This window comes from Sphingobium lactosutens, assembly GCF_013393185.1.
GTDB lineage: Bacteria > Pseudomonadota > Alphaproteobacteria > Sphingomonadales > Sphingomonadaceae > Sphingobium > Sphingobium lactosutens_A.
In genome coordinates, this window is the sequence record NZ_QJQX01000023.1 from 33,641 (window position 1) to 59,952 (window position 26,312).

A 26,312-nucleotide genomic window follows, 5' to 3' on the forward strand; every position below is an offset into this window, starting at 1 on the left:
CCGGACCATCGTCACATTCATGAATGACGTTCATCAAATCATGCCGTGACAAGCGGCTTTATCCGCCGGGATGGTTGCGGTAACGATAGGCATCCCATCAGGAGAGGCATCACTGTTTTCAACCCGGCGGTCCCGCCGGCGCGTCCCGGAGTCGTGGATGATCGGTATCGTCAAGGTTGCCCTCAACCGTCCTTTGACTTTCATTGTGATGGCGATCCTGATCGCGATCGTCGGCGTACTCGCCGCTGTCCGCACGCCCGTCGACATGTTCCCGAACATCCGCATCCCGGTGGTCGCGGTCGCCTGGCAATATGCGGGCCTGTCGCCCGAGGATATGTCGAACCGGATCGTCGGCCCCTATGAGCGCGTGCTGACCACCACGGTTAACGATATCGAGCATATCGAAAGCCAGTCGCTTCAGGGCGTGGGCATCATCAAAATCTATTTCCAGCCCGGCGCCGACATCCGCACCGCGACCGCGCAGGTGACGTCGATCTCGCAGACGGTGCTGCGCCAGATGCCGCCGGGCATCACCCCGCCGCTGATCCTGAACTATAGCGCATCGACCGTCCCGATCCTCCAGCTCGCCTTGTCGGGCAAGGGGTTGTCCGAACAGCAATTGTTCGACTTGGGTCAGAACCAGATCCGCCCGCAACTCGTCACCATTCCCGGCCTTGCCATGCCCTTCCCCTCGGGCGGCAAGCAGCGTCAGGTGCAGATCGACCTCAATCCGCTGGCGCTCCAGTCCAAGGGGCTGTCGGCGCAGGATGTCGGCAATGCGATCGCCGCGCAAAATCAGATCAACCCGGCCGGCTTCGTCAAGGTCGGCGCAACCCAATATAGCGTTCGCCTGAACAACGCCCCGACCTCGATCGAGGCGCTCAACGACCTGCCGGTGAAGGTCGTGAACGGCGCGACTATCTATATGCGCGACGTCGCCTATGTCCGCGACGGCAACGGGCCGCAGCAGAATATCGTCCATGTCGAGGGCGGTCGCTCGGCGCTTCTGACCGTGCTCAAAAATGGCTCGACCTCGACGCTGGCGATCGTCGATGGCGTGAAGCAGGCGCTGCCCCGTATCGCCGCCACCCTGCCCGACAGCCTGAAAATCCTGCCGGTCGGCGACCAGTCGTTGTTCGTGAAGGCGGCGGTAGAGGGCGTCATCCATGAAGGCGCGATCGCGGCGGCGCTGACGTCGCTGATGATCCTGCTGTTCCTGGGCAGCTGGCGCTCCACCGTCATCATCGCCCTGTCGATCCCGCTGGCGATCCTGGCGGCGATTGCCGCGCTGGCGATGTTCGGCCAGACGCTCAACGTCATGACCTTGGGCGGCCTTGCCCTCGCTGTCGGCATCCTTGTCGACGACGCGACGGTGACGATCGAGAATATCAACTGGCATCTGGAACAGGGCAAGGGCGTCACGGAAGCCATTTTGGACGGCGCGGCGCAAATCGTGACGCCGGCCTTCGTCGCCCTGCTCTGCATCTGCATCGTGTTCGTGCCGATGTTCTTCCTGCCGGGTGTCGCGGGCTTCCTGTTCGTCCCGATGGCGCTGTCGGTCGTGTTCGCGATGATCGCGTCCTTCATCCTGTCGCGCACATTGGTCCCGACGCTGGCCATGTATCTGCTCAAGCCGCATATCGAACATGGCGATGCCCACATGGCCGGCAGCGCGACCTCGCATAACCCGCTGGTCCGTTTCCAGCGCGGGTTCGAGGCGCGGTTCGAGAAGATCCGCACCGGCTATGTCGGCCTGCTCTACCGCGCGCTTAATACGCGCAAGCCTTTCCTGCTGGGTTTCATGGGCATCGTGATCCTGTCCTTCGGCCTGTTGCCGATGCTGGGCAGCAACTTCTTCCCCACGGTCGATTCCGGCCAGATTGCGATGCATATCCGCGTGCCGGTCGGTTCGCGTATCGAAGATACCGCCGCCCGCTTCGACCGGATTAGCCGCGAAGTGCGCAAGATCATTCCTGCAGCCGAACTGGCATCGATCACCGACAATATCGGCCTGCCGGTCAGCTCCATCAACACCGTCTACAATAATAGCGGCACCATCGGCCCGCAGGACGGCGACATGCTGATCGCGCTTAATCATGGCCACCGTCCGACTGACGACCTCGTGGCGGAACTGCGCCGCGAAATGCCGCGCCGCTTCCCCGGTACGACCTTCGCCTTCCTGCCGGCGGACATCACCAGCCAGATACTGAACTTCGGCGCGCCCGCGCCGATCGACATCCAGATTGCGGGCAAGAATGCCGAAGCCAACCGCGCCTATGCGCAAAAGCTGCTGGCCCGGATCGCGACCATTCCCGGCCTGGCCGACGCGCGTATCCAGCAACCCGGCCGATCGCCGCAGCTGGACGTCGCAGTCGACCGGTCCCGCGTCGGTCAGTTCGGCCTCACCGAACGCGACGTCACCACCAGCCTGGCGAGCCAGCTTGCCGGCACGTCCCAGACCGCGCCCGTCTTCTTCGTGAATCCGGAAAATGGCGTGCAATATCCGGTCGTCGCGCAGGCGCCCGAATATCTGGTCGGATCGCTGAGCGACCTGTCCAACGTCCCGGTTTCCGGCGCCAACGCAACCACGGTCCAGCCGCTGGGCGGGCTTGCCACCATCGTCCGCTCGAACACCGTGCCGGTCGTCTCGCACTATAATATTGCGCCGGTGCTCGACATCTTCGCCACCACCCAAGGCCGTGACCTTGGCGCGGTTGCGGGCGATATTCAGGACGTCATCAAGTCGATGGAGAAGGACCAGCCCAAGGGCGCGACCGTCACTATCCGCGGCCAATATGCGACAATGAACACCGCTTTTTCCGGCCTTGGTTTCGGTCTCGCCGGGGCGGTGGTGCTGATCTATTTGCTGATCGTCGTGAACTTCCAGAGCTGGGTCGACCCATTCGTCATCATCACCGCCCTGCCCGCCGCACTGGCCGGGATCATCTGGATATTGTTCATGACCGGCACGACGCTGTCGGTGCCCGCCCTTACCGGCGCGATCATGTGTATGGGCGTGGCGACGGCGAACTCGATCCTTGTGGTCAGTTTCGCGCGTGAACGGCTTGCCGAACTGGGCGATGCGACGAAGGCCGCGCTGGAAGCGGGCATGGTCCGCTTCCGCCCGGTACTGATGACCGCGCTCGCCATGATCATCGGCATGGGTCCGATGGCGTTCGGCATGGGCGAAGGCGGCGAACAGAATGCACCGCTGGGCCGCGCGGTCGTCGGCGGCCTGATCTGCGCCACCATCGCGACCCTCTTCTTCGTTCCCACCGTTTTCGCCCTCGTCCACCGCAAACATGGGCAAAAGCCCTCCACCACGGAAATGCAGCCGAGCCATGTCTGAGCACAACGCCCCCATCGAGAACCCGGCCGAAGCAGGACCGGACAGCCGCACCCTGAAGCGCGTCGGCATCGGCGCGGCTATGATCGCGATCGTCGTCGTCGGCGTCGGCGTCGTTTCGCGCATCAACGCGACCGAAGAACTGCGCCAGACCGCCGTCGACGCGGCGCTGCCGACCGTCGCGGTGGTGACGCCCAAGGCCGATGCGGAAGGCAATGCGCTCGTCCTGCCGGGCAATGTCCAGGCCTATAACAGCGCGGCCATCAACGCCCGGACCAACGGCTATGTACGGCGCTGGCTGGCCGATATCGGCGATCAGGTGCGCGCGGGTCAGCCGCTCGCGATCCTTGATGCGCCCGACGTCGATCAGCAACTCGCCGCCGCGCAGGCCGACTATCAGACCGCGCTCGCCAACCAGCGGCTGGCAGAAACCACGTCGAAGCGCTGGGCGTCGATGCTGAAGGAAGATGCCGTCTCGCAGCAGGAAACCGACGAGAAGGCGGGCGACCTCGCCGCGCGCATCGCCGTGTCGAACGCCGCGCTCGCCAATGTGAATCGACTGAAGGCGTTGCAGGGCTTCACCCGCCTGTCCGCGCCGTTCGACGGCGTCGTCACCAGCCGATCGGCCCAGATCGGCGCGCTGGTGGTGGCTGGCAACGCGTCGGCTCAGCCGCTCTTCACCGTGTCCGATATCCATCGCGTCCGCATCTACGTCCGCGTGCCGCAGGGCTATTCGGCTGCCGTAAAGCCCGGCACCACCGCGACCCTGTCTCTGCCCGAATATCCGGGCCGCAGCTTCACCGCGACCATGACCAGCAGCGCCGGCGCGGTCGATCCGCAGTCGGGCGCGGTATTGGTGCAACTGCAGGCGCCCAACCCCGATGCGGCGCTGAAGCCCGGCGCCTTCGCGCAGGTGCGTTTCCAGGTTGCGGCCGGTCAGGGCAATGCGCTGAGCCTGCCGGGCAGCGCCATCCTCTATGGCAATGACGGCCCGACCGTCGCCGTCGTCGGCACTGACGGCCGCGTGACGGTGAAGCCGGTGACGATCGCGCGTGACGAGGGATCGACCGTCCAGCTTTCGGGCGGCGTCACCGCGCAGGACCGGGTCGTCGACACCCCGCCCGATGCGATCCGCACCGGCGACCGGGTGCAGGTGCAGAAGGCGGCGGCCGGCGGAAAGGGCGCTGCGAATGGGCGTTGATCGCCGGGTAACAGCGCTGCTGTCCATGGTCCTGGCGGCCTGTTCGATGGCGCCCGACTATCATCCGCCCGAAAGCGCAGCGCCTGCCGCCTTCAAGGAAGTGGCAGGCTGGACCGCCGCCCAGCCGATGGACGCCGCGCCGCGCGGCGCCTGGTGGGAAGCGTTTGGCGATCCGGTTCTGAATGATCTGGAAACGCGCGCAGAGCAGGCCAGCCCGACGCTGGCGGCCGCACTTGCCCGCTACGATCAGGCGCGCGCCGCCGCGCGTGTCGAAGCGTCGGACCTGATCCCGACCATCAGCGCCGGTGCCGACGCGAGCCGCCGCCGGGTGTCGGGCAACCGCTTTCAGGGCAATGGCAATGCCGTCACCTACAATGACTATGTTGTCGGCGGTTCGCTCGACTATGAACTGGATCTGTGGGGCCGCATCCGCAACAGTGTGACCGCCGCGCGTGCCGACGCGCAGGCGAGCGAGGCCGATCTGGCATCCGCTCGCCTCAGCCTTCAGGCGCTGGTTGCCGACGCCTATGCGCGGCTGCGGGGACTGGACGCGCAGGCGGCCTTGCTGCGTCAGTCGGTCGAGGCGTTCGACCGCGCTTATACTCTGACCGCCACGCGGCGGAAGGGCGGCATCGCGTCCGGCATGGACGTCAACCGGGCCAGAACCACGCTCAGCAACGCCCGCGCGCAGATTTCCGCCGTGGCGAATGAACGCGCCGCGACCGAGCATGAGATTGCGGCGCTGATCGGCGTGATGGCATCCGACTTCTCGATCGCGGCGCAGGACAGCCTGCCGCAAATGCCGTCGATCCCGGCCGGCACGCCATCGGAACTGCTCCAGAGACGGCCCGACATCGCGGCGGCAGAGCGGCGCATTTATGCCGCCAATGCGAGGATCGGCGTCGCCAAGGCGGCCTATTTTCCCTCGCTTACGCTTGGCCTGACCGGCGGATGGGAAACGACGCGCGGCGACTTGATCAGCAGCCCCAACAGCTTCTGGGGATTGGGTCCGCTATCAGCGCTCGTCACATTGTTCGACGGCGGACGGCGCAAGGCACAGGTCAAGATGTCGCGCGCGGAATATGACGAACTCGCCGCCGCCTATCGCGAGACAGTGCTGGGCGCCTTCCGGCAGGCGGAGGATGCGATTGCGGCCAATCGCCATCTGGCAGCCCAGTCGGTCGACCAGCGTGACGCCGCGCAGGCAGCCGAGCGGACCAGCAAGATCGCCTATAGCCGCTATCGCGACGGCGCTTCCGACTATCTGGAAGTCGTCACCGCCCAGACCGACGCGCTGGAGGCGCAGCGCGCCTTCCTGGCGGTCGAAACCGACCGGATGCGCGCCAGCATTGCGCTGGTAAAGGCCATGGGCGGCCCCGCCACCGGCGCCTGATTCCCGCTCCCTTCCCCAAAAAAAGCCAGTTGTCCGCAATGGACAACTGGCCTTGGGTGCGACCCGCCTCGGGAAGGGAGAGGTTTAGAAGCTGTAGCGCACACCGAAGTTGAACTGACGACCGCTATGGGTCAGCACGTTGAGGCGGTTGGTCTCGTCCACGAACTGGTCGTTCTTCGCATCCGTCAGGTTGATCGCCTCGATGCTCAGCTTCAGACGGTCCGTCAGATTGTAGCTGGCCTGCGCATCGACGTTGAGCGTGCTGTTGGTGCCGTTATAGGCATTTCCTTCGGTTCCGGGCACGGCAGTCAGATATTTGGATCGATAGGCGAGCGACCCGCGGATCTGGAACTTCTTGGTTTCATAATACAGCGTCAGGTTCGCCGCTTGCTTGGACAGGCCGATGAGCGGCGCGGTGACGGAGGATGCGCCATTGGCCGAGGTCAGATATTCGATATTCGACTTCACATAGGTATAGTTGGCCATCACCCCGAAATTGGCGAGCAGGCCCGGCAGGAAGCTGAAGGGCTGCTGGACGTTGACCTCGAACCCCTTGAGAATGCCGCCGTCCGAATTGACCGGCTGGCTGACGATGAAGATGTCGCTGGGCGACGCCGTCGTGCCGGTCAGCAGCGAGTCCGGCAGGCCAAGGCTGCTATAAGGCACGCCGACGCTCAGCGTCTGGGCGAAGGTACCGATATCCTTGCGGAACAGCGACACCGCATAGATGGCGCCCTGCATCGGATACCATTCGATCGATGCGTCCAGATTCTTGGACGACGTCGGCTTCAGGTCCGGATTGCCGGTGCTGAAAGTCCGGTTGCCACCCGACACATTGAGGTTGCCACCGGGCGTCAGCGCCGAGATGCCGGCGCGGGCCAACGTCTTGGCGGCGGCGAAACGCACCTGGAGATTGTCGGTGATATTGCCGACGAGGTTCAGCGAAGGCAGCCAGCGCTTGTAGCTGCGGTCGGCGGTAACGAGATTGATTGCCGTTCCTTGGCTCGCATAGCCGGTCGAGAACTGGTCGGTCTTCACATAGCGCAGGCCGATGTCGCCGCGGATCGGCACGCCGGCGGTATCCTGAAGGTTGAACTGCGCCATGCCCCAGACGCCGGTATCCTCTTCCGTCACCGTGATGTAGGAGCCGCGCGCCGTGGCATTCTCGATCCCGCCGGTGGCGTAGAGCGGGTTGCTGTAGATGCCGCCCTGGCTGATAAAGGCGTTGAGATCAGGCACGATCCAGGCGGTCGGGGTGCCCGCCGGCACATTCAGCCCCTTGCCGAAGCCAGAGAAAAGCGTGGTCATCCCGGCCAGTTGCGAGGCGGACAACGGTGCGATCACACTTTCGCCCTGAAGGCGGCGGCGTTCCGTCGAGTCATATTCGAACTTGCGCCAGTCGAGGCCCGCTTTCAGCGTAATGCCGTCGATCGCTTCCCATTCGACATGGCCCTTGGCCGTAGTGAAGGCGTTGCTGACCGTCTGCGGGCGGATGCGCACTTCTGACGTGCCGTTGACGAAGGACCATGTCGCCGGATTGGCGACATCGACGCCGGGCTGGATGTTGGGGAAACGGGTCGAGAAATCATATTGGAAATTGCCGGTGTTGATCGCGTCGATCGTCACCGTGGTCTGGATCGGGTTGCTGAATTCGGAACTGGCATAGCCTGCCAGCGCAAAGACCTTCAGCCGGTCGGTAAAGCGATGGTCGACCGACCCTGTAACCTGATAGAATTCGGTCTTCAGCACGTCGTAGCGCGACTGGGAACGCAGATCGACATTATCGAACCGGCCACTGATGATGTTGTTGTTGTCGTCCACCACGCCGTCGCGGATGATGGTCTGCGGCTTGCCCGTTCCCGAACGGCTGAAGCTGATCGCCTGAAGCTGGGCTTCCTTGCGGGTGCCGTCGAGGCGCGAATAGAGGCCGTCGAGCGAAATCAGGGTGCGGTCGGTCGGCTTGAACTGGACCGAACCCGCTGCGCCCAGACGTTGCTGCGAGATATCGTAGCTGACGAGGCCGGGGATACGCGGGTGGAAGAGTGCGGTATCGGGATTGGGGTCATTTATCTGCGCGATCGTTTTGCCCGGCAGAGTTGAAGCCGGATTGAAGCCGTTGTTGAATCCGCCATAGGTCCAGCGGGTGATATTCGCGCCTTCTTCCTTGATCTTGCGTTCTTCATAGGCGACCGACAGCAGGATGCCGAAACGGCCGTCGTCGGTCTGGGTCGCGACCAGGCCCGACAGACGCGGGGTCGTCTTTTCGCTGAGATCGTTGTAGCTGGCGGCCGCCGACAGGGCGACGGTCGATTTCTTATAGTCGAGCGGGCGGGTGGTCTGGAGATCGACCGTGCCGCCGAGCGAGCCTTCTTCCACATCTGCCGTCGCGGTCTTGCGCACCGACAGGTTGCTGAACAGATCGGAAGAGAAGATGTTGAAGTCGAAGCCGCGGCCGCGGTTCACGCCGCCCGAATTGTCGGTGCCGCCGGTCGTGCCGATCGCTTCCATGCCGTTGATGCGGACGCGCGTATATTCCGCGCCAAGGCCGCGGACAGAGATGTTGCGACCTTCGCCATTGACGCGGCTGATCGCGACGCCGGGAATGCGCTGCAACGATTCAGCGAGGTTCAGGTCGGGAAATTCGGCGATATCTTCTGCCTTGATCGCGTCGACCGTCGCGGTTTCGTTACGCTTGACGGCCAGAGCGTTGCTAAGGCTGGCGCGGAAACCGGTGACGACGATATCGGCGACCGGCGCATCCTGCTGCGGCGCGGCCTGATCCTGAGCAAGAGCATGAGGAGCCAGGGCAAACGCAGCGAAGGCGCTGGACAGGCTCAGATATGCTTTCAGTCGACGGGTGCCATTCATGGCTTTATCACTCCCCTAGATGATCGTTGTCCGGCCTTTGGACCGGATCGGTAGCCTTTCGATAGACCCGTATCGGCGGCAAACGCCAACGCCAATCCAGCATGAATCGATGCAAGACTTGCACTGATCTGCGATGGGATCGGAAACCGCCACCCGATCAAGCCAAGCCATGGCTGGATCATGCCACATTTGGACTTGGACCCGACCCGCTTGTCGGTCTAGCCTTCTGCTTCCATCCCTGACCGCCCCGAAAGACGGGCGGCGCCTTTTCGGAGAGTGTCTTGACCGAGGCCGTCGCCATTTCCTCCACTGCCGCGCGTCCTACGCGTGTACGGTGCGAGATCATCGCCCTGACCTTCCTGATCACCTCGATCAATTATGCGGATCGCGCAACCTTCTCGATCGCGGGCAATGCGGCGAGCGGCGAATTGGGACTATCGCCGGTGCAGACCGGCTTCATCCTGTCCGCTTTTGCATGGGCCTATGTGCTGGCGCAGATCCCCGGCGGCGCGCTGCTCGACCGTTTCGGCACCAAGAAGATCTACGCAGGCGCCATCGCCATCTGGTCGCTGTTCACGGCCATGCAGGGGACGGTCGGGCTGATCGCGGGCCTGCCGGTCGTCGCGACGCTGTTCGCGCTGCGCTTTCTGGTCGGCGCGGCGGAAGCGCCGTCCTTCCCCGGCAATGCCCGGCTGGTCGCTGCCTGGTTTCCGGGCGCGGAACGCGGGACGGCGTCAGCCATCTTCAACAGCGCGCAATATTTCTCGCTCGTCGCCTTCGCCCCCCTGATGGGCTGGCTGGTCCATAGCTTCGGCTGGCGGTCGGTTTTCTGGGTGATGGGCGCGCTGGGTCTGGTGGCGACCGCCCTGTTCCTGCGCTATATCCACAGCCCAGCGCGGCACCCGTCGATCAATGCTGCGGAGCTGGCGCATATCGAGGCGGGCGGCGGTCTCATTCACATGGAGGACGCCGGCACCGGCGCAGCGCGCACGCCGACCTTTACCTGGTCAAATGTGCGGCAACTGCTCGCCAATCGCATGATGATGGGCATCTATCTCGGCCAATATTGCATCAATGTGCTGACCTATTTCTTCGTCACCTGGTTCCCCATTTATCTGGTCAAGGAACGCGGCCTCAACATCATGGAGGCGGGCTTCGCCGCCGCCGCGCCGGCGCTCTGCGGCTTTGCCGGGGGCCTTGCCGGCGGCTTCTTTTCCGACATGCTCCTCAGGCGCACCGGATCGCTGGATCTGGCGCGCAAGGCGCCGCTGGTGGTCGGCATGCTGCTGGCCACGATCATCATCGCCTGCGTCTGGGTCGAGGCCGAATGGCTGGTCGTCACGCTGATGGCGGTCGCCTTCTTCGGCAAGGGCATCGCCTCGCTCGGCTGGGCGGTGATGGCCGATGTCGCGCCAAAGCAGCTCGCCGGCCTGTCGGGCGGGGTGTTCAACATGTTCGGCAACATGGCCGGCATCGTGACGCCGATCGTCGTCGGCTATATCGTGGCGGCGACCGGCTCCTTCGATCTGGCGCTGGTGTTCGTGGGCGCGCATTGCCTGCTTACCATCTTCGCCTTCACCGTCATCGTGGGACCGATCCGTCGGCTGGAGCTGGCCTGATGCGGGTCGATCGACGGCATTTCCTGGCCGGTGCGGCCGCGCTGGCCCTGCCGGCTCAGGCGCGCACGGTCCCCGCGACTCTGGTAGCCGCCACGCCGATGGCTGCGCCGCCATGGGCGCGGATGCAGCGCCAGTTGCTCGATGCCAATGCAGTGGCGTGCGAGGCTTTCTATGCCAAATATGTCGACCGGAGCGACCGGCTGAAGGTGTTCGAGCGTTGGGGCGCGAATGACGGTCCCGATGACGCCGCCGAGGCGACCAACGACTGGTTCCTGCTCCATGCGCTTGGCGGTAGCGACCGGATCGAGGCGCTCGCCAGCCGTTTCTGGGAAGGTCATTTGCGGCAGTTCGCCGCCGCGCGCACGACCGATGTGCCGATCGCGAAGCGGGGCATGTATCATCGCGAATTTCCCGCGCAGATGGACTGGCAGCATAATGCCGAAGGACTGACCAGCTTCAACGTCATGGGGCTGTCCATCCCGCGCGATGCAAAGCTGCTGGCGCGCACGCGGCGCTATGCGGATTTCTACACCGGGCGCGATCCCGACGTCCGCAACTATGATCCGCGCCTGAAAATGATCCGCAGCCTGCTGAACGGTAGCCGCGGGCCGATGCTGCGGCAGGCGACGCCGCTCGACTGGGCCGGTGACCCCTTCGATCCCGCCCCATTTCATATGGAGCATGGCGAGAAGACCTATCAGCAGACCCTCGATCATTATGCGGAATATGGCGATGTGATCGGTGACAATCCGCTCAACCTGCAAGCCACGACCCTGGGGCTGAACGCCTATGCGCTAGGCGGCGGGGAACGGTTCCGGGATTGGGCGCTCGATTATCTGGGCGCCTGGGCGGACCGGGCGGCACGAAATGACGGCCTGCTGCCCAGCCATGTCCGGCCTGACGGCACGGTCGGCAAGGATTGGTGGAAGGGCGTCTATGGCTGGGGATTTTCCCCGGTCGTGCCGCAGACGGGCGAGCGCGAGGACCGCAATCGCGTCCCCCGCGCCATTACCGCCTTCATGGGCGGCCTGCTGCTCAGCGGCGACATGGGCTTCATCGACCTGTGGCGGCGGCAGACGGCGCGGATCAACGAAGCATCGCGTAACGTGGATGGGGTGATGAGCGCGCCGACCATGTATGGCGCGCAGGGCTGGTACGGCTGGAAGCCGGGCCGCTACCGCAGCAACGGCTTCGAAATCTGGTACATGTCGCAGAAGGCCGAAGATCGGGAGATGGCCGGCGACGAGCCGTGGATCGATTTTCTGGATGGCCACAATGCAGACTATCCCGTCCAGGCTCTGGCCACTGACCTGAAGCGCGTGGCGGATCGCGTCGCCGCGCGCGAGAAAGACGATACGACGCCGCAGACGCGGCTTGCGGACTGGCCGATCGACATCAATCCGGCAAGCGTCAAAAGCCTCGTCCAGCTGATGACCGGCGGACTGCACATCGCCCGGCCGCCGTGGTCGAAAACCTCTCCGTCGCAGGGCGGCGTTCCGCTGCATTGCCGTTTGCGCTATTTCGATCCGGCGGCACGCCGGGCCGGGGTTCCGATGGATGTGGCGGCGCTGGTCCACCGGCTTGGAGATCGCGACACGGATGTCATGCTGGTGAATCTCGGCAGGGTTGCAAGAACCGTCGTCGTGCAGGGCGGCGCCTATGCCGAACATCGGATCGATGCCGTGACGATGGATGGGCGGACCACGGCGGTCGGCGGGCGGGATTTCACGCTGCGGCTGGAGCCGGGGTGCGGGGTCCGACTGGGGCTGACGATGACGCGCTTCGCCAATCGGCCGACCCTCGCCTTTCCCTGGGACCGCTAAGCGTTCAGCCGCCCGGCTTGATATAGGGGGCGACGGCAAACAACAGTCGTTCCTCCCGGCGCGGATCATTGTCGACCCGCACCGTCCGGTCGAAAAGCATCGTCGGTCGCTGGGCCAGATCATATTGCGGCCAGCCTGGAATTGCGCGATTATTGGGGTCACCGGTTCGGGCCAGCGCGATGAAGGCATCCGCCATCTGCCCCGCCAGTCGCCGCGCTTCCGGACTCGTCCCAGTGCGGGAGCCTTCCGCATCGACATTGTCGAACACCAACGGAATGTCGAGCGTGTGAAACGCGCCCAATATCCCGCCCGCTTCGGGGCAGGGAAAATCAAGCTGATACATCCAGGTCGGCGCGCCGATGCGGGCGCGTTCCTCGGCCTGGATGAGATGGCCGGGCCAGGAGCGGCCCGCCGTCGATGCCGCAAGCAGAATCTGGCTTGGGCTGCGGTCTGGGTAGAGTTCACGGTAGCGGCGGACCACATAATCCGGTGCGAGATCCTTGACCATTTCCTTCGCGAGCCGTTGGGGTAGATTATCCCATGTCGTATCGCCTGCGCGCAGGATTTTTTCGATCCACAGCGCGGTTTCATCATGCGTATTGCCGACGATCAGCGGGATATGCGCCGCCTCGCGCGGCGCGTCGGGAACGAAAGGATGGCGCGGCAGAACGCCATGGTCGAGGGTCGAGGTGAAACTGATTTCGCCCTTTCCTTCCAACGGATCGGTCATCGCCATGGCCTCGACCAGTTTCTCGATCGGCAACTGGTTCAGCGTGGCGAGATCGGGTGCGCCCGCTTGTTTCATCCATGCGCCGGCGCGGGTCGAGGCGTGGATTGGACCGGCCGCCGTGACATGCTGGCCGCTCATCGTCGCCGCCGCATGGAAAAGCGGACGGGCCTCCGGCATGGCCATCAGTGTCACGACCTTCGCGCCGCCGCCCGATTGGCCAAAGATCATGACGCGATCGGCGTTGCCGCCAAACTGCGCGATATTATCTCGCACCCATTGAAGCGCGAGAATGATATCGAGATTGCCGACATTGCCGGATTCAGTCGGCCCGCCAAGCTGGGCAAGATAGGCATAGCCCATGGCGGCCAGTCTATGGTTGAGCGTCACCACCACCACGTCGCCACGGCGCACCAGATTACCGCCGTCATAGAGCGGATCGCTGCCCGAGCCATGGGCGTGCGCGCCACCATGGAGATAGACCATGACCGGACGCTTTCCGGCATCCAGCGCGGGCGTCCAGATGTTGAGGAACAGGCAGTCTTCGGAAGTGGGTTCGCTCGCTCTGGTCTGGGGCGCCGCAGCGGCATAGCGGCTGGCATCGGCGATGCCTGACCAAGGTCTGGGCGACACGGCGCGGCGGAACCGGGTCGTTGCCGTGTCGGCGCCATAGCGGACGCCTCGGAAGACGAGCACATCTCCCTCCACCGTGCCGCGCACTTTCCCGTATCGGGTGTTCGCGATGGGGCTGGACCGTGGCCGCGTGCGCGCAGGAGCTGCGATTGATGCGGTCGCCAGTCCGGCAACAAGGGTACGGCGGCCAATCAGGATCATGCCGTCGTTTCCGTGCAAAGTTGTCGCATCGCCGGAAGCGCCGGGTTCGCATTGTCACGCCGCCAGGCCATATGCAGTTCGACCGGCTTTTCCTGAGGCGTCATCAGGCGACGGAAATGCACGTCACTCATATGGAGGCCCGTCGCGCTTTCGGGCACGATGGCCGCTGCGACGCCGGCATGGACGAGACCCAGCATCGAATGGATCTGCGTCACATGCTGGACATAGATGGGCGCGGCCTCGACCTCGTTGAACAGGTTTTCGAGCATGTTGTGGAAATAGCCCGCGCCTTGCCGGGAATACATGATAAGCGGCTGGCCATCGAAATCGGCTGGCGCAAGCGCCGCCACCGCCTTGCGCGGGTCGCCAGGCGGCAGGGCGACGAACAAAGGCTCGTGCAGCACACAGGCGCTGTCGAATTCATGGCGGTTGACCGGCGGTCGGACGAAGCCGATGTCGACCAACCCCGTCAGCAGCGCGTCGACCTGGTCGCCCGACACCATCTCGCGCAGTTCCAGTTCGATATTGGGCAGTACGGCGCGCGCCTGCGCGACGATACGGGGAACGATATTGTAGCCCGAAACGGCCGTGAATCCGATCGCGACCCGCCCGGCATCCCCCTTCGCCACGCGACGGGCGGAGAGCGCGGCGCTGTCGGCCAGACGGACGATGCGGCGCGCCTCGATCAGAAAAACGCTGCCCGCCGGAGTCAGGCTTACCTGTCGACTTGTCCGCTCCAGCAACTGCACGTCCAATATCCGCTCAAGCAGCTGGATCTGCCGACTGAGCGGAGACTGGGTCATGTTGAGCCGCTGGGCGGCCCGGCCGAAATGCAATTCCTCGGCGGCGGCGACGAAGCAACGGAGCTGGCTGAGTTCGAACATCATGCCAGACTATCCGCGCTCCGCCTTTTAGTCACGCCGCACCGGCGCGCTCGATCAGGACGCGCAGTTGCGCTTCCTCTTCTGCCGAAAGGTCGGTCAGCGGCGAGCGAACCGGACCGGCATCACGGCCGATGATCCGCATCCCTGCCTTCACGATCGACACAGCATAACCGCGCCCCTGATCGCGCAAGGCGATATAGGGAAGGACGAAGCTGCGCAGCTGTTCCATCACGAATGCCTGATCCCCCGCGCGCACCGCCTTATAGAAAGCCAGTGCCCATTCCGGCATGAAATTGAAGATGGCGGAACTATATGTCGTGACACCCATGGTGAGATAGGGCGTGGCGAAGGTTTCTGCCGTCGGTAATCCACCGATATAGGTCAGCCGATCGCCCATACGGGCATAGATCCGGGTCATCAGTTCGATATCACCGACCCCGTCCTTGAAGCCGATCAGATTGGGGTTGCGATCGCAAAGGCGCGCCAGCGTATCGTCATTCACGATGGCATTGTCGCGATTGTAAACGATGACGCCAAGGCCAGTCGCGCGGCAGACCGCCTCTATATGCTCGGCCAGCCCCTCTTGCTTGCTGTTCATAAGATAGGGCGGAAGGAGCAGCAAGCCGTCCGCACCCGCCTTCTCCGCGTCACGGGCGATGTCGGTGGCGATGGCCGTACCATAGCCGCAGCCCGAGATGACTGGAATGCGCCCGTTGCTTTCAGCGACTGCGGCGGCGACCACCCGGGCCACTTCCGTCGGGGTCAGCGAAAAGAATTCACCAGTCCCGCCGGCTGCGAACAGGCCAGTCAATTCCCGTTCCAGCATCCAGCCACAATGGTCGCGATAAGGGCCTTCCCTAAATGCGCCCTGTGCATCGAAATGCGTGACTGGAAAGGACAATAGCCCCTGGCCCAGTTGGCGCGCCAGATCAGTGGGGCTAAAATGACTCATGTCTTGAAATCTCCTCTCCAGGACGACTGGCCGTGCCAGCGTTGATAGAGAGGAGATAGGCTTTGCCTGCCAGCGGGTCCAAACCAAATGCGCGCACGATCAATGCACTGCTTGGCATGATCCGCTGGCGCAGGCCGCGTCCCGGATATCAGGACAAGCGCAGCGCGATCTGATCCAGTATCTCTTCCGGCTCCGGCCGATCGAGCCAGTCGGGGCTGACCTGAAGCCATTCGACGCGGCGCCCCGGACCGACCAGCAGGACAGCCGGTTGTGGCAATTCCCAGCTGTTCGTGCCGATGACTTCGCCAATCCAGCCGGCAGGCGGCGGCGTCGGACGATCATCCGGAACGAAGCTGATCCCCAGTGTCCGGGCCAAGTCATTGTTCGCATCCGTGGCAACGGCAAAGGGCAGGTCATGGCGGACCTTGATATCCCTTAGCCGGTCCGAATGCTGCGGGCTGAGCGCTACCAGCGGAATGCCCCGCTGCTTGAGCACGGGATAGAGATGTTCGGCATAATAAGGCAGCGCGATGTTGCAGGCGGGACAGCCGGCAAAGCGGAAGAAAAGGAAAAGCGCGGGGCCGTCGGCCGTCAGGGAATCGAGGGAAAGCGTTTCGCCGTCGACTTCAGCAAAGGACAAGGGCGGAAGAATACTGCCAGGTTGCGCGACCGCTGCAGGATCGAAACGCTCTGTCAGGACAGCGCGCTGGCGGGCGTTGCCTGCCAATTGCGCAGCGGACCAGCTGCGTTCCCGCTCCGCTTGCAACGCGGCATAGCGGGCCTTGAGCGTATCGGTGAGAAGTGTCGCCATGATGATCTCCTTGCGGTCGGGACCATAGTGGCGAGAGCCGATGCCCCCCGCCAATGAGAGTTGGCGGGAGAGCGTCGATGAATTGTCATAGATTCACGCGGCGTCGCGATGCGATCGCCGGGCTTCGTACCGATTGACCGGTACGCCAAGGCCCAGATTGCCACGCAGCGTATCGGCTTCATATTCGGTGCGGAACAGGCCGCGCTGTTGCAGGATCGGTACGACTTCATCGGCGAACCGCCTGAACTGTGCCGGATGGCCAAAATGGACGTTGAGGCCATCGAGCGCACGCCCATCGAACCAGCGCTGTATCTCGTTGGCTACCGTTTCCGCCGATCCGACGAAGGGACTGCCACGTCCGGCACGTACGCGTTCCACGGCCTGGCGCAGAGTCAATCCCTGCTCGACGGCCTGGTCCGTAATCCTCTTCGCCTGAGTGTAGAAGCTGCTCTTTGCATATTCCAGCGCCTCGACCGGAAAAGGGACGTCGGGATCATAGGCACGGAAATCATGCCAACCGAAGGGACGGCCAAATTCGGCCAACGCCTGATCGAAACTCTGGTCGAGTTCGCGATAATGCCGCTCGATCTCCCTGGCCTGCGCATCGGTATCGCCGACATAGACGGAGAATCCGGGCAGAATGACGATCTGGTCGGGATCGCGGCCCCGCCGAGCGGCGCGGGCCTTGAGATCGGCATAGAAGGCCTGGCCCTGCTCGAAGCTCGCCGCATGCGTGAAGATGGCGTCGGCGATGGTAGCGCCCAGATCGCGACCCTGGTCACTGTCGCCGGCCTGGAAGATCACCGGTTCACCCTGCGGTGAGCGCTGGATGTTGAGCGGCCCGGCAATCTGGAAAAATTCGCCGCGGTGATCGAGTTGGTGCAGCTTGTCGGGATCGAGAAACTGGCCGGTCGCGCGGTCACGCACCAGCGCGCCATCCTCCCAACTCGACCACAAGCCCCGCGCCACATCGAGGAACTCGACTGCACGCCGATAGCGCGTGTCATAGTCGAAATGTTCGGGCAGGCTGAAATTGCCCGCCGTGCCGGCATCGCCGCTGGTGACGACATTCCATCCCGCCCGTCCCTTGCTGATGAGATCGAGCGAGGCGAAGCGGCGGGCAAGATTGAACGGGTCGTTGTAGGAGGTGGTGAGCGTTCCGACGAGGCCGATATGCCTGGTTGCCACCGCCAGCGCCGACAACAGGGTCAACGGCTCCAGCCGGTTGAGATAATGCGGTGGCGAGTTGGCGGTGATGAACTGGCTGTCGACGATGAAGACCAGGTCGAACCTGGCCGCTTCCGCCTGACGCACGATATCGATATACCAGTCGATATTGATGCTGGCGTCGAGCGGGATGTCGGTGTCCAGCCAGCGGTTGCTGTCGCCGGGACCACCGACGCCGGTCGGAACCAGGCCGAGCTTGAGTTGCCGTTGTGTCATGCCGTCCCCCTCAGGCATCGAAACCGGGCGACTGACGCTGCGCCTTGCGCAGGGCCGCTTCCCAGACGATGTCATGATGGGATTTGGCGCCTTCCACCGGCTGACGCTCGCGGCTGATCTGCTTGCGCACTTCCTCCTGCGCCGCTTCGGGCGCGATGAGGATATTGTCCCGGCCAATGGCGAGGCTGCGAACCTGTGCCTTGCAGGCTTCCTCAAGATGGTAAATGCCGCTGAATGCCTCGCCGGGCGTCGATCCGAGCGCCAGCGTACCATGATTGCGCAGCAACATGACCTTGGTATCGCCAAGGTCCGCGACCAGCCGTTCGCGCTCATCCAGATTGAGCGCCACGCCTTCATAATCATGATAGGACAGACGCGGGATGAGCGCGAGCGCACGCTGGTTCAAGGGCAGCAGCCCTTCGGCATGAGCCGATACCGCCATCCCGTCCGCGCTGTGGAAATGCGCGATATAATGGGCGTCATCGCGCGCACCATGGATCGCCGAATGGATCACATAGCCGGCGTAGTTGATGCCAAAATCACTTTCGCCGATGACATTGCCATCCAGGTCGACCTTCACCAGGCTGGAGGCCGTGATCTCATCGAACGTCAGGCCGAACGGATTGATCAGGAAATGATGCTCCGGTCCGGGCACGCGGGCGGAGATATGGGTGTAGATAAAGTCGTCCCAGCCATAAAGGGCCGAGAGGCGATAGAAGGCGGCGAGATCGACGCGCACCTTCCATTCCGCCTCGCTGATGCCGGATTGGCGGAAACGATCATCCTTCAAGACAGTGGCCATGTCGATGCTCCTTTGTGGGCAATTGTAGAAAGGCGGCATCCCGCCGCCCAATGAGAATGTCTGAAGGGTCGGACAATGCTGCTCATGCCGGGAAGACCGTCGGATCGACGATGTTCGCGACATCGACATGGACAGGCAGTTCGCCATCGGCGTGGAAGCGATCGACCACGCGCTGCAACGGCTTGATGATTGCCCCGTCCGGCGGAACGAGCAGGGGATTCTGTCGGTCGACGATAAGCTTCGCCAATTTGGGATCGACGCCCGTCGCCTTGGCAAACAGGCCTGCATAGGCGTCAGGATGCGCCTGCGCCCACCGGCTGGCGGTGCGAAACCGGGCCAGCACGTCCCTGAGCGCGCGACGCTTTCCAGGGTCATTGAGTGCTGCCTGCGATGCCGCGATGAGGGTAAGGCCGGTGTTGATTCCCTGCCCGTCCCGCAGCACCCGGGCGCCACGCGATTCCGCGGCAATCTGATAAGTGCCGAAGGTCGCCCATGCATCGACCCGGCCGGCAGTAAAGGCGGCGGCGGCGTCATTAGGCAGCATGAAGCCGATATCGACCGCCTTGCGATCGACCTTTGCTTCCTTGAGCGCTTCGATCAGTAGATAATGGGAGATGCTACCTCGCGCGCTGGACACGATGACGCGATGGCCGGCGAGGCCGGCAACGCTGCGGATCGGCGATTCCGGCGGCACGATGATGCCGATGTCGCGGGTGGAGGAAACCGACCCCGCGATCACCTTGAGCGGCGCGCCGGCCGCTGCCGCCAGTACGACCGGCAGGTCGCCCGCCGGTGCGGTATCCACTGCCCCGGCGTTCAGCGCCTCCAGCAAGGGCGCGGCACCGACGAAATTGGCCCATTCTATGTCATAGTCCAGGTTCCTGAGCGCGCCCGCCGCCTCCGCCTTCGACTGAAGGAGGTGCACCTGGTCGCCCAGGACCAGTTTCGTGCGCGCGCCGTTCGCGACCCCGCCGCAAGCGGCGAGGCCGAGCGCAGCGGCGCTGGCAAGGAAATTGCGTCGATCAGAAAGCAAGAGCGATCCGCCCATAATAATAGCCACCCGCTGGGTTGACGGGCGACCGGCCATAATAGCCCTGCCCTGTCTGGGGATTGCCCGGCCCGTTCTTTTCGGGACGGACGTCGAACAGGTTGATGGCGCCTACCGAGAGGGTAGCGAAATCCGTCACCTTCGCGCTGATGCTGGCGTCGGTGATGATCTTCGCGCCGAAATAGCGATCGTCCCCCGCCGCGGTGCGTTGCGTATATTTGCCATAGCGGGTGTTGGTGATGCTCAGGCCGAAAATGCCTTTGGTCCAGTTCAGCGTGCTGACCAACTTGGTGTGCGGCTGGAGTACTTCCAGTTCGCCGATCTTGTCGCCGCCGAAGAAGACGGAGCCTGCGCCGAGCAACTGGCCGACATTGCTGTCCGCCTTCACCAGTTTCGCGACGGTCGGACGCAGTTCGGTCTGGCCGGTTTCGGCGTTGAAGAAGGACGATGTACGGCCATCCGTCTGGGCATAGCCGATCTGCGTCGGAGAGGGCGCGGAAGCCGGGGCCGATCGGACTGCCCGATCCGTCGCTATAATGTTCTGCTCGCAGCGCTGCGCCGATATACCGGGCGTCGGTCGGGTAGACACCGAAGTCGACATAGCCGGCATAGACTTTTCGGCTGATGTCGGCTTCGTCGGCGGGCGACAGAAGGATCGCGCCCTGCACCACCGGCGACGCGACGCGGCCGACATTCCAGTCATATTGCTGGCAACCTGGCTGGAATGTGTAGGTTGCCGGCTCGTAAGCGAGTGGGGCGCCAGCGAAAGTCCGGAAGCGGTCGAGTCGATATTCTGCTCCGGTCGATATCTGCAGGGGTTTGGTCAAGCCGATCTCGAACTCGTGCGTCAGGTCAATGCTATGCGCCCGATGCCGGAATGCTAAATTTAGACGCACATGATCGAAGATAATATATTTACAATATTCCAAGATAACCAAATTAAACAAGATTGCCAACGATCTCAGTGAACCGAACTTATCTTGTATAAATCCATTTTTTATTGTAGTAATTTCCAGCAAATTTTTACTGTTATCGACACCATTGGGAAAGCGGGAAATTTCACCTAACTTTCTATTATAAATACCTGATACATGAGGCGAAAATCTCGAAATACTGCGCAAAGCAGAGATGATAGGCCGCTTCGAATGAAGCTCAGCAAGCGCAACGATACGCACTCGCCGCGATCTCCCTTGGACATTACCGGGCCGGGTCACGTCGTCGACCCGATGAGGCACCAGTTGTCTCATGCGCCTGGCCGGGCGATGATCAGGACGCAAAGCGCACGCTGATGAGCACCGTCGCAGGATCGGCATAGTTGCGGTAATAGACCCCGGTCGATGGCGTATAGGTCGAACTGACGGGCTTATTCGCACCCAATATGTTCTTGCCGGTCAACGCAATCTGGAACCGGTCGTCCGGCAATATCCATGTCACCGATCCGTTGACGAAGGTCTGCCCCGGCACCCGATCCTGCACGCGGGCAAGCGCGCTTGCATAGAAGCTGCTTTGATATTGCGCGTTGGCGGACAGCCGCACATGGCTCCCATTCGCGCCCAGCGGCAGGTCATAAGTGCCCCCGCCCGACAGCGAGTATTTTGGCGCGTTGGTCAGCGGATTGCCATCGGCATCTACACCATTGCCGCCCGCACCCTTATAATCGTCATAGACGGCCTTCAGATAGCCACCCGACGCCTGCACAGTGAACGCATCGCTCAGCCGCAGGTCGTTTTCCAGCTCCACGCCCCAGCTATGCGCCTTGCCCGCATTGCCGCGCCGGCTGCCGACATAGGCTGGATCGTAAAAGGACACCTGCAAATCCTTATAGTCATTGTAAAAGACCGCCAGATTGCTGCGCAGCGCCCGGTCGAACAAGGTCGCCTTCAGTCCGCCTTCATAGGTCGTGACCTTTTCCGGATTGAAGGGCAATGTCGCCAGATCCAACCGGGTGGCGCGATTGTCGAACCCGCCGGACTTGAAACCGCGCGACCAAGTCAGATAGTTGAGCAGATTGGGCGTCCATTGCGCCTGAACTGAGACTTTGGGCGTCAGCGCCTTCCATGTCTTTTCCGCTTCCCCAGCGATGGATTGCGACACGACATTGCGATTATCGTCGATCACCTTGTTGTCGAAAACGAACCGCTTCTTTTCGATCGTGCCGCGAATGCCGGCGGTCAGGCTGAAAATATCATTCGCCTTCCATGTCCCTTCGCCAAATATGGCATAGGCGTCGGTATAGGTGATGTTGTGCGCACGCTGCTTGTTCACGGGCGCGGTCGCTGCCGTACCGGCGCGGCTGAAACCGTCGCGCTCCACGAAGAAGCGCTCATGCAGATAGAAGAGGCCGCTGGTGAAGCTGACGTCGCCAAGCTCGCCGTTCAGCTGCACTTCCTGACTGATGAACTTGTCATTATAGTGGATCAGGTTCTTCTGGATCAGCGCGGCCTGTCCGTCATTTTCATAATAGACGGGGTCCAGGTTGAAGCCGCCCGCTGCCGTGATCGACTTGATCGAAAGCTGGGACGACAATGTATAGATCAGGCGCAGCGATCCGTTGAGCGCATTGAAATGCTGAAGCGGCTCGACCTCCGAATAGGAGCGACGGCGGCTGAATGTCCCGCCCGGCTGATTGACCGGAATATAGGACCGGCTGTCGCTGCGGTCGCGGATCACATTGAGCGTCAGCAATGCGTCGAGGTCGTTTATGCCGGTGAAGCGCAGCTTGCCGCGCCAACCATCCAGATCGATCCGGTTCACATCATGACCCAGAGTCGGATTATAGGTCACGCCATCGCGCGTTCGGTGAATATAGGAAATGCTGGCCGACAATGCATCCTTGATGATCGGCCCGCTGACCAGCGCACGCAACTGCACGTCATTATAGCTGCCATATCCAGCCTCGGCAGTGACATGCGTCATATCGTCAGGATCACGGGTGATCAGGCGCAGCGCACCCGCGCTGCTGTTCCGGCCATAAAGCGTGCCCTGCGGTCCGCGCAGCAACTCGACCCGCTCCAGATCGACGAATTCGCTCATCGACCCGATCTGGCGCGGCACATAGACGTCGTCGATATAGACGGCCAGCACCGGCTCCTGGATCGGGTCGCCCTCGCCCACGCCGCGCAGCGAGAAGGTCTGGGTGGTATGGCTGATCGACGTGCGCGCCACGAACAGGTTGGGCACCTGCCCCGCCAGATCGCGCACGCTGGTGATGTTGCGCTGCTCCAGCAATTCGGGCGTGAAGGCCGAAATGGCAATGGCAGTCTTTTGCAGGTCGGTTGCTCGGCGCTCGGCGGTGACTATGATCTCACCCCCGGCATCCGCACTTTCGGCGGGCTGAAGCTGGGCTTGAGAGGTCTCCAGCAGCATAGGAACCGAGGCACAAACAGTGCCCACCAGAAGAAACCGATTGAAAAATTTCATACTTACTCTGCCAAAGCCGCCCCGCGCCGCCAACATATTGTCTACTATATTGATAGATAATTAGGTCAATTGATTCGTGTCGGCGGACCCATAAGCTGCGCTCAAGGTCTGGCCTTTAAGCCATGCCGTCACCATTCTCGAACTGGATGCAATTTCGCTCGGTAGCGCAGCGGTTGCTGATGTTGCCACCTGATCGCGAGGTTCGAGGGGCAGTGTTCAGCTTAGAGCGCGCTGCGTTAAATCCGACACAGGTCGCGCGATCTAGTTCTTTGTTGTCGCATCGTTTCATGCGGAGCCGAAGGCCAGCGTAGCTAAAACGGGTTCCACTTTTCCGCACGATGCTCTAGGTTTTTAGTCCCAGCCTTTGATGGTGCGGGTTGAGCGTAAACCTTTCGGGCTCGATTAGCCAGATTTTGCAGATGTATTCGTATGGCGTCAGGCCACGGAGGGTCTTGAGGCGGCGGTCGAAGTTATAGGCGTCGATGAAGTCGCTGAGGTGTGCGATCAGTTGAGCATGGCTATCGTAATGGTAGCTTGCCTTGGGCGGTCTGAACCTCGACGATGTCGATATGGAAGTAGCCGATCGGGTAGGTCTTGAACTTGCGCTTGGGCTCTTTGTCGCCAGTGACCTCTGGCAGCCGGCTGATCCCGTGCCGTTGCAAGCAGCGATGCAGGGATGAGCGCGTCAGGTGTGGGATCGTGGCCTGCAAGGCATAGAGGCAATCATCCAGCGGCAGCAGCGTGTGCTTGCGAAAGGCGACAATGATCGCCTCATCCTCAATGCTCAATATCGTCGAATGAACATCCTTCAGGCCTGTCGGCAGGTCTTGGGTTCCGGTCCGCTTCTTCCATTTGGCAACTGTCTTCTGGTCAATGCCATAGCGCTTGGCCAAGGCCCTCAGGCTCTCTTGACTATGCTGTATCGCTCGACGGACGGCCGCTGTCATGCGGGCGCTCCCGTGTAGAATCTGGCCCATAGTGCATCCTTCCATTCATGACTGAATAATGCACCATCAAAGGCCGGGACTAAACATTGGTGTTCATGCCGCCTTTCGTGCGCCCGATCGGGCGTCCTGCATCCCCTTTTTAACCCGCAGGCTGGAAGCCGTGCGATGCGTCTCGAGATAGGTCGCGTCGATCATGATCGTCTTGCGCTCCGCAGCCTGAGGTGTAGCCAGGCCTTCCATCATCCGCAGGAAGATGCCTTGGTCGCCCCATCGCTTCCAACGATTGTACAACGTCTTGTGCGGGTCATAGTCCTTCGGTGCATCCCGCCACCGCAGCCCGTTGCGATTGACGAAGATAATCCCGCTCAAGCCGCACCATCTGTTCGTCCGTCAGCCAGTACAAGTCCCTCAAATCCAGTCTCCTTACGGAGCCTGAATCCCAGCGCGCCTCTCACATCAATGGGGCCTGACCCTAGTAGATGCCTCATAATCGGGCGGGTCAATAATGAATGGGTAAGCTAATCTTAGTTAAGAGGGGGACGCTCTTGCGAATCTGTTGCGATGCCGGCCTCAAGCTTGCCACCGCCGAAAGTTGCACTGGCGGATTGCTGGCGTCGCTCCTGACCGATGTAGAAGGCGCGAGCGATGCGTTCGTGCGGGCTTTACGGCAATCCCATGCCGATCTTACGATAATGATGTTGGAGGCTGCAAAGCTCATATCATGCCATTCTTCCGGTGCACATGGCGGGCGAGACATAAGCATTCGGTGAAGACTGCGGATCAGGCGACTTCGCGTTGATCTTCGGCGGTGCGCCAGTTCCAGGGTAACAGACCGTAGAGCTGGTTCTGGGGGACGTCGGCGATCCGCACGAGGACGTCTGCAAGCCAGGCCTGAGTGGCGAACTTGCGCCTTATTCCCATTCCGCCACCGACAGGATATGGTTGGCATAGCCCGGAAACACATGATCGAACTCCAGCATCATGCTTTCCCCCAACATGCCGCTCGACAGGAGATCGGTCTCCACAAAGGCCTGCACGCCATTCTTGCCATAGGCATGACGGGTCACGCTGCCATAAATGGGCGATGCATCAAGGCGGGCATCGATGTCGGGATTGCCCGGGAGCGGACGGTTATAGACCAGCTTCAGCCGCCCCTTGAGGTCTGGATCATGCCGGTTTGCTTCCTCCAGCGTAGCGAAAATGGCCTCCAGATCCTCAAGGCTTTCAAGCAACGTCCCATAATGGAAGCCATATTCGGGATCCTCCGCCATGCGCGCCCGCAGCGCCAAGACGGTTGGATGCTCGTGATCGGTACCGACATGCAACGCGCCGTGGATCGCCTCCATCAGATCGCGCTGTGCGTCGGGCAGGAGCGAGAGGTAGAGAATGCCGTCACCGCGCGGCTGATGCCGGGGATCGACAACGAACCGATAGAAATGACCGCCCGATGGCAACAGCAGGTCCTGCGTCAGAACATAGCCCAGCATGCCGAGCAGGCGGGCGGCCAACGGGCCTTCCTCCAGCCTTTTATAGTGCATCGCCATATGCCCCATGGAGCGAACGCCCACCGGTGCATGCGTCGTCAGTGCCGTCCCCATCGTCCATCTCCTCTTGGGTTTCTCCGTCACGCCGGTCCGGCCGATGCGGGGCGATTCACATGATCGGCATTTTCGTGACCGAGCGCAGCGCTTGAATAGCGGCCTTATATTCAGGGCGGGCGCTCCAATCAGCCATCAGATGGGCCGCCCCGCGTGATCTTTGCGATGCCTGCTTCATATTTCAGATTGTGCACAGAAATCGAGGCTTCCACCCGCTGCACACCGGGCAATGAACGGATATGGTCGGTCATGAGGTCATTCAACTGCTCGATATTGGTGAACAACCCCATCGCCAGCAGGCTGTAGCGTCCGAGCAGCGCCACGACGCAGGTTATTTCGGGAATTTCGGACAGACGGCGTGCCAGATCGGAAATATGGGAAGGATCCGCGTCGATCCCCAGCATGCAGAGATTGGGGGAACCGGCCATGCGGAAATCGGTGACGACGGTGAACTGGATCAGACCTTCGCTCTGCAATTTCCTGATCCGCGTCCGGATCGTTCCTTCGGTCACGCCCAATTCCGCAGCAATGGCCCGGTTGGAAATCCGGGCGTCGCGCGCGAGTTTTGCGACGATCCTCTGATCCAGCATGTCCAG

At 62.3% G+C, this 26,312-nt stretch carries 17 protein-coding genes and 4 pseudogenes; 6 read left to right on the forward strand and 15 right to left on the reverse strand.

The genetic code is table 11. The features are described 5' to 3' along the window. Positions 1–157: 157 nt before the first annotated feature. The 3 genes from DM806_RS02810 to DM806_RS02820 are packed head-to-tail and all read left to right on the forward strand — an operon-like array spanning position 158 to position 5,940. The gene (locus DM806_RS02810; RefSeq protein WP_179041745.1) at positions 158–3,349 is read left to right on the forward strand and encodes an efflux RND transporter permease subunit; all 3,192 of its coding nucleotides are present in this window, start codon (positions 158–160) and stop codon (positions 3,347–3,349) included. Then, positions 3,342–4,547 carry an efflux RND transporter periplasmic adaptor subunit gene (locus tag DM806_RS02815; protein ID WP_179041746.1) on the forward strand — a complete coding sequence of 402 codons (1,206 nt, stop codon included), beginning with the start codon at positions 3,342–3,344 and terminating at the stop codon, positions 4,545–4,547. The genes DM806_RS02810 and DM806_RS02815 overlap by 8 nt, the downstream gene beginning before the upstream one ends. Then, positions 4,537–5,940: an efflux transporter outer membrane subunit gene (locus DM806_RS02820; protein ID WP_179041747.1), complete on the forward strand. Its 1,404-nt coding sequence runs from the start codon at positions 4,537–4,539 to the stop codon at positions 5,938–5,940. Before DM806_RS02815 ends, DM806_RS02820 begins: the two co-directional genes overlap by 11 nt. A gap of 84 nt (positions 5,941–6,024) precedes the next feature. Here the strand turns inward: DM806_RS02820 and DM806_RS02825 are convergent, their stop codons facing one another. Next, positions 6,025–8,808 (reverse strand): TonB-dependent receptor, encoded by a 2,784-nt coding sequence (locus tag DM806_RS02825; protein ID WP_179041748.1) that lies wholly within the window; start codon positions 8,806–8,808, stop codon positions 6,025–6,027. A 281-nt stretch (positions 8,809–9,089) separates the two neighbouring features. On the opposite strand from DM806_RS02825, the gene DM806_RS02830 reads away from it, so the two are divergent. Both DM806_RS02830 and DM806_RS02835 read left to right on the forward strand, forming a co-directional pair. Further along, positions 9,090–10,427 (forward strand): MFS transporter, encoded by a 1,338-nt coding sequence (locus DM806_RS02830; RefSeq protein ID WP_179041749.1) that lies wholly within the window; start codon positions 9,090–9,092, stop codon positions 10,425–10,427. Further along, on the forward strand, positions 10,427–12,250 hold the full coding sequence (locus tag DM806_RS02835) for a hypothetical protein (protein WP_179041750.1): 1,824 nt from the start codon (positions 10,427–10,429) through the stop codon (positions 12,248–12,250). Before DM806_RS02830 ends, DM806_RS02835 begins: the two co-directional genes overlap by 1 nt. A gap of 4 nt (positions 12,251–12,254) precedes the next feature. Here DM806_RS02835 and DM806_RS02840 read toward each other — a convergent pair whose 3' ends face one another. The 11 genes and pseudogenes from DM806_RS02840 to DM806_RS02890 form a co-directional block, all read right to left on the reverse strand. Next, entirely contained in the window at positions 12,255–13,811 is a 1,557-nt protein-coding gene (locus tag DM806_RS02840) for a carboxylesterase/lipase family protein (RefSeq protein WP_179041751.1), read from the reverse strand. Further along, positions 13,808–14,695 carry a LysR family transcriptional regulator gene (locus DM806_RS02845; RefSeq protein WP_179041767.1) on the reverse strand — a complete coding sequence of 296 codons (888 nt, stop codon included), beginning with the start codon at positions 14,693–14,695 and terminating at the stop codon, positions 13,808–13,810. The genes DM806_RS02840 and DM806_RS02845 overlap by 4 nt, the downstream gene beginning before the upstream one ends. Before the next feature lie 31 nt (positions 14,696–14,726). Continuing rightward, on the reverse strand, positions 14,727–15,647 hold the full coding sequence (gene kdgD, locus DM806_RS02850; RefSeq protein WP_179041752.1) for a 5-dehydro-4-deoxyglucarate dehydratase: 921 nt from the start codon (positions 15,645–15,647) through the stop codon (positions 14,727–14,729). 148 nt (positions 15,648–15,795) lie between these two features. Further along, positions 15,796–16,458 carry a peroxiredoxin-like family protein gene (locus DM806_RS02855; protein WP_179041753.1) on the reverse strand — a complete coding sequence of 221 codons (663 nt, stop codon included), beginning with the start codon at positions 16,456–16,458 and terminating at the stop codon, positions 15,796–15,798. Between the two features lie 93 nt (positions 16,459–16,551). Continuing rightward, a complete protein-coding gene (locus tag DM806_RS02860; protein ID WP_179041754.1) occupies positions 16,552–17,901 on the reverse strand; it encodes an LLM class flavin-dependent oxidoreductase in 1,350 nt (449 codons plus the stop codon). Between the two features lie 10 nt (positions 17,902–17,911). Next, on the reverse strand, positions 17,912–18,703 hold the full coding sequence (locus tag DM806_RS02865; protein ID WP_179041755.1) for a class II aldolase/adducin family protein: 792 nt from the start codon (positions 18,701–18,703) through the stop codon (positions 17,912–17,914). A gap of 82 nt (positions 18,704–18,785) precedes the next feature. Beyond that, complete coding sequence (locus tag DM806_RS02870; RefSeq protein WP_218647331.1) at positions 18,786–19,736, reverse strand: ABC transporter substrate-binding protein; 951 nt, start codon at positions 19,734–19,736, stop codon at positions 18,786–18,788. Continuing rightward, positions 19,726–20,352: a TonB-dependent receptor gene (locus tag DM806_RS02875; RefSeq protein ID WP_179041757.1), complete on the reverse strand. Its 627-nt coding sequence runs from the start codon at positions 20,350–20,352 to the stop codon at positions 19,726–19,728. The genes DM806_RS02870 and DM806_RS02875 overlap by 11 nt, the downstream gene beginning before the upstream one ends. 665 nt (positions 20,353–21,017) lie before the next feature. Then, positions 21,018–23,171 (reverse strand): TonB-dependent receptor, encoded by a 2,154-nt coding sequence (locus DM806_RS02880; protein ID WP_256869073.1) that lies wholly within the window; start codon positions 23,169–23,171, stop codon positions 21,018–21,020. Between the two features lie 343 nt (positions 23,172–23,514). Next, a pseudogene (locus DM806_RS02885) lies at positions 23,515–24,148 on the reverse strand (IS3 family transposase). Between the two features lie 52 nt (positions 24,149–24,200). Beyond that, positions 24,201–24,530: pseudogene (locus DM806_RS02890) on the reverse strand (transposase); the annotation flags it as partial. 97 nt (positions 24,531–24,627) lie between these two features. Here DM806_RS02890 and DM806_RS02895 point away from each other — a divergent pair. Further along, positions 24,628–24,777: pseudogene (locus DM806_RS02895) on the forward strand (CinA family protein); the annotation flags it as partial. Between the two features lie 154 nt (positions 24,778–24,931). On the opposite strand, the pseudogene DM806_RS27745 reads toward DM806_RS02895, so the two are convergent. From DM806_RS27745 to DM806_RS02910, 3 genes and pseudogenes are all read right to left on the reverse strand, one after another. After that, positions 24,932–25,012, reverse strand: a pseudogene (locus DM806_RS27745) (transposase domain-containing protein); the annotation flags it as partial. 17 nt (positions 25,013–25,029) lie between these two features. Next, positions 25,030–25,716, reverse strand: coding sequence for a hypothetical protein (locus tag DM806_RS02905; RefSeq protein WP_179041758.1), 687 nt, complete (start codon positions 25,714–25,716; stop codon positions 25,030–25,032). Between the two features lie 128 nt (positions 25,717–25,844). Next, positions 25,845–26,306, reverse strand: a complete 462-nt coding sequence (locus DM806_RS02910) for an Lrp/AsnC family transcriptional regulator (protein WP_179041759.1) — start codon at positions 26,304–26,306, stop codon at positions 25,845–25,847. Positions 26,307–26,312 lie beyond the last annotated feature (6 nt).

What these genes read in the sequence shown, in the direction of transcription:
- DM806_RS02810 (WP_179041745.1), top strand. Translation starts at nt 158, where the DNA reads ATGATCGGTATCGTCAAGGTTGCCCTCAACCGTCCTTTGACTTTCATT.
- DM806_RS02815 (WP_179041746.1), top strand. Translation starts at nt 3,342, where the DNA reads ATGTCTGAGCACAACGCCCCCATCGAGAACCCGGCCGAAGCAGGACCG.
- DM806_RS02820 (WP_179041747.1), top strand. Translation starts at nt 4,537, where the DNA reads ATGGGCGTTGATCGCCGGGTAACAGCGCTGCTGTCCATGGTCCTGGCG.
- DM806_RS02825 (WP_179041748.1), bottom strand. Translation starts at nt 8,808, where the DNA reads ATGAATGGCACCCGTCGACTGAAAGCATATCTGAGCCTGTCCAGCGCC.
- DM806_RS02835 (WP_179041750.1), top strand. Translation starts at nt 10,427, where the DNA reads ATGCGGGTCGATCGACGGCATTTCCTGGCCGGTGCGGCCGCGCTGGCC.
- DM806_RS02840 (WP_179041751.1), bottom strand. Translation starts at nt 13,811, where the DNA reads ATGATCCTGATTGGCCGCCGTACCCTTGTTGCCGGACTGGCGACCGCA.
- DM806_RS02845 (WP_179041767.1), bottom strand. Translation starts at nt 14,695, where the DNA reads ATGTTCGAACTCAGCCAGCTCCGTTGCTTCGTCGCCGCCGCCGAGGAA.
- kdgD (WP_179041752.1), bottom strand. Translation starts at nt 15,647, where the DNA reads ATGAGTCATTTTAGCCCCACTGATCTGGCGCGCCAACTGGGCCAGGGG.
- DM806_RS02855 (WP_179041753.1), bottom strand. Translation starts at nt 16,458, where the DNA reads ATGGCGACACTTCTCACCGATACGCTCAAGGCCCGCTATGCCGCGTTG.
- DM806_RS02860 (WP_179041754.1), bottom strand. Translation starts at nt 17,901, where the DNA reads ATGACACAACGGCAACTCAAGCTCGGCCTGGTTCCGACCGGCGTCGGT.
- DM806_RS02865 (WP_179041755.1), bottom strand. Translation starts at nt 18,703, where the DNA reads ATGGCCACTGTCTTGAAGGATGATCGTTTCCGCCAATCCGGCATCAGC.
- DM806_RS02875 (WP_179041757.1), bottom strand. Translation starts at nt 20,352, where the DNA reads ATGTCGACTTCGGTGTCTACCCGACCGACGCCCGGTATATCGGCGCAG.
- DM806_RS02880 (WP_256869073.1), bottom strand. Translation starts at nt 23,171, where the DNA reads ATGAAATTTTTCAATCGGTTTCTTCTGGTGGGCACTGTTTGTGCCTCG.
- DM806_RS02905 (WP_179041758.1), bottom strand. Translation starts at nt 25,716, where the DNA reads ATGGGGACGGCACTGACGACGCATGCACCGGTGGGCGTTCGCTCCATG.
- DM806_RS02910 (WP_179041759.1), bottom strand. Translation starts at nt 26,306, where the DNA reads ATGCTGGATCAGAGGATCGTCGCAAAACTCGCGCGCGACGCCCGGATT.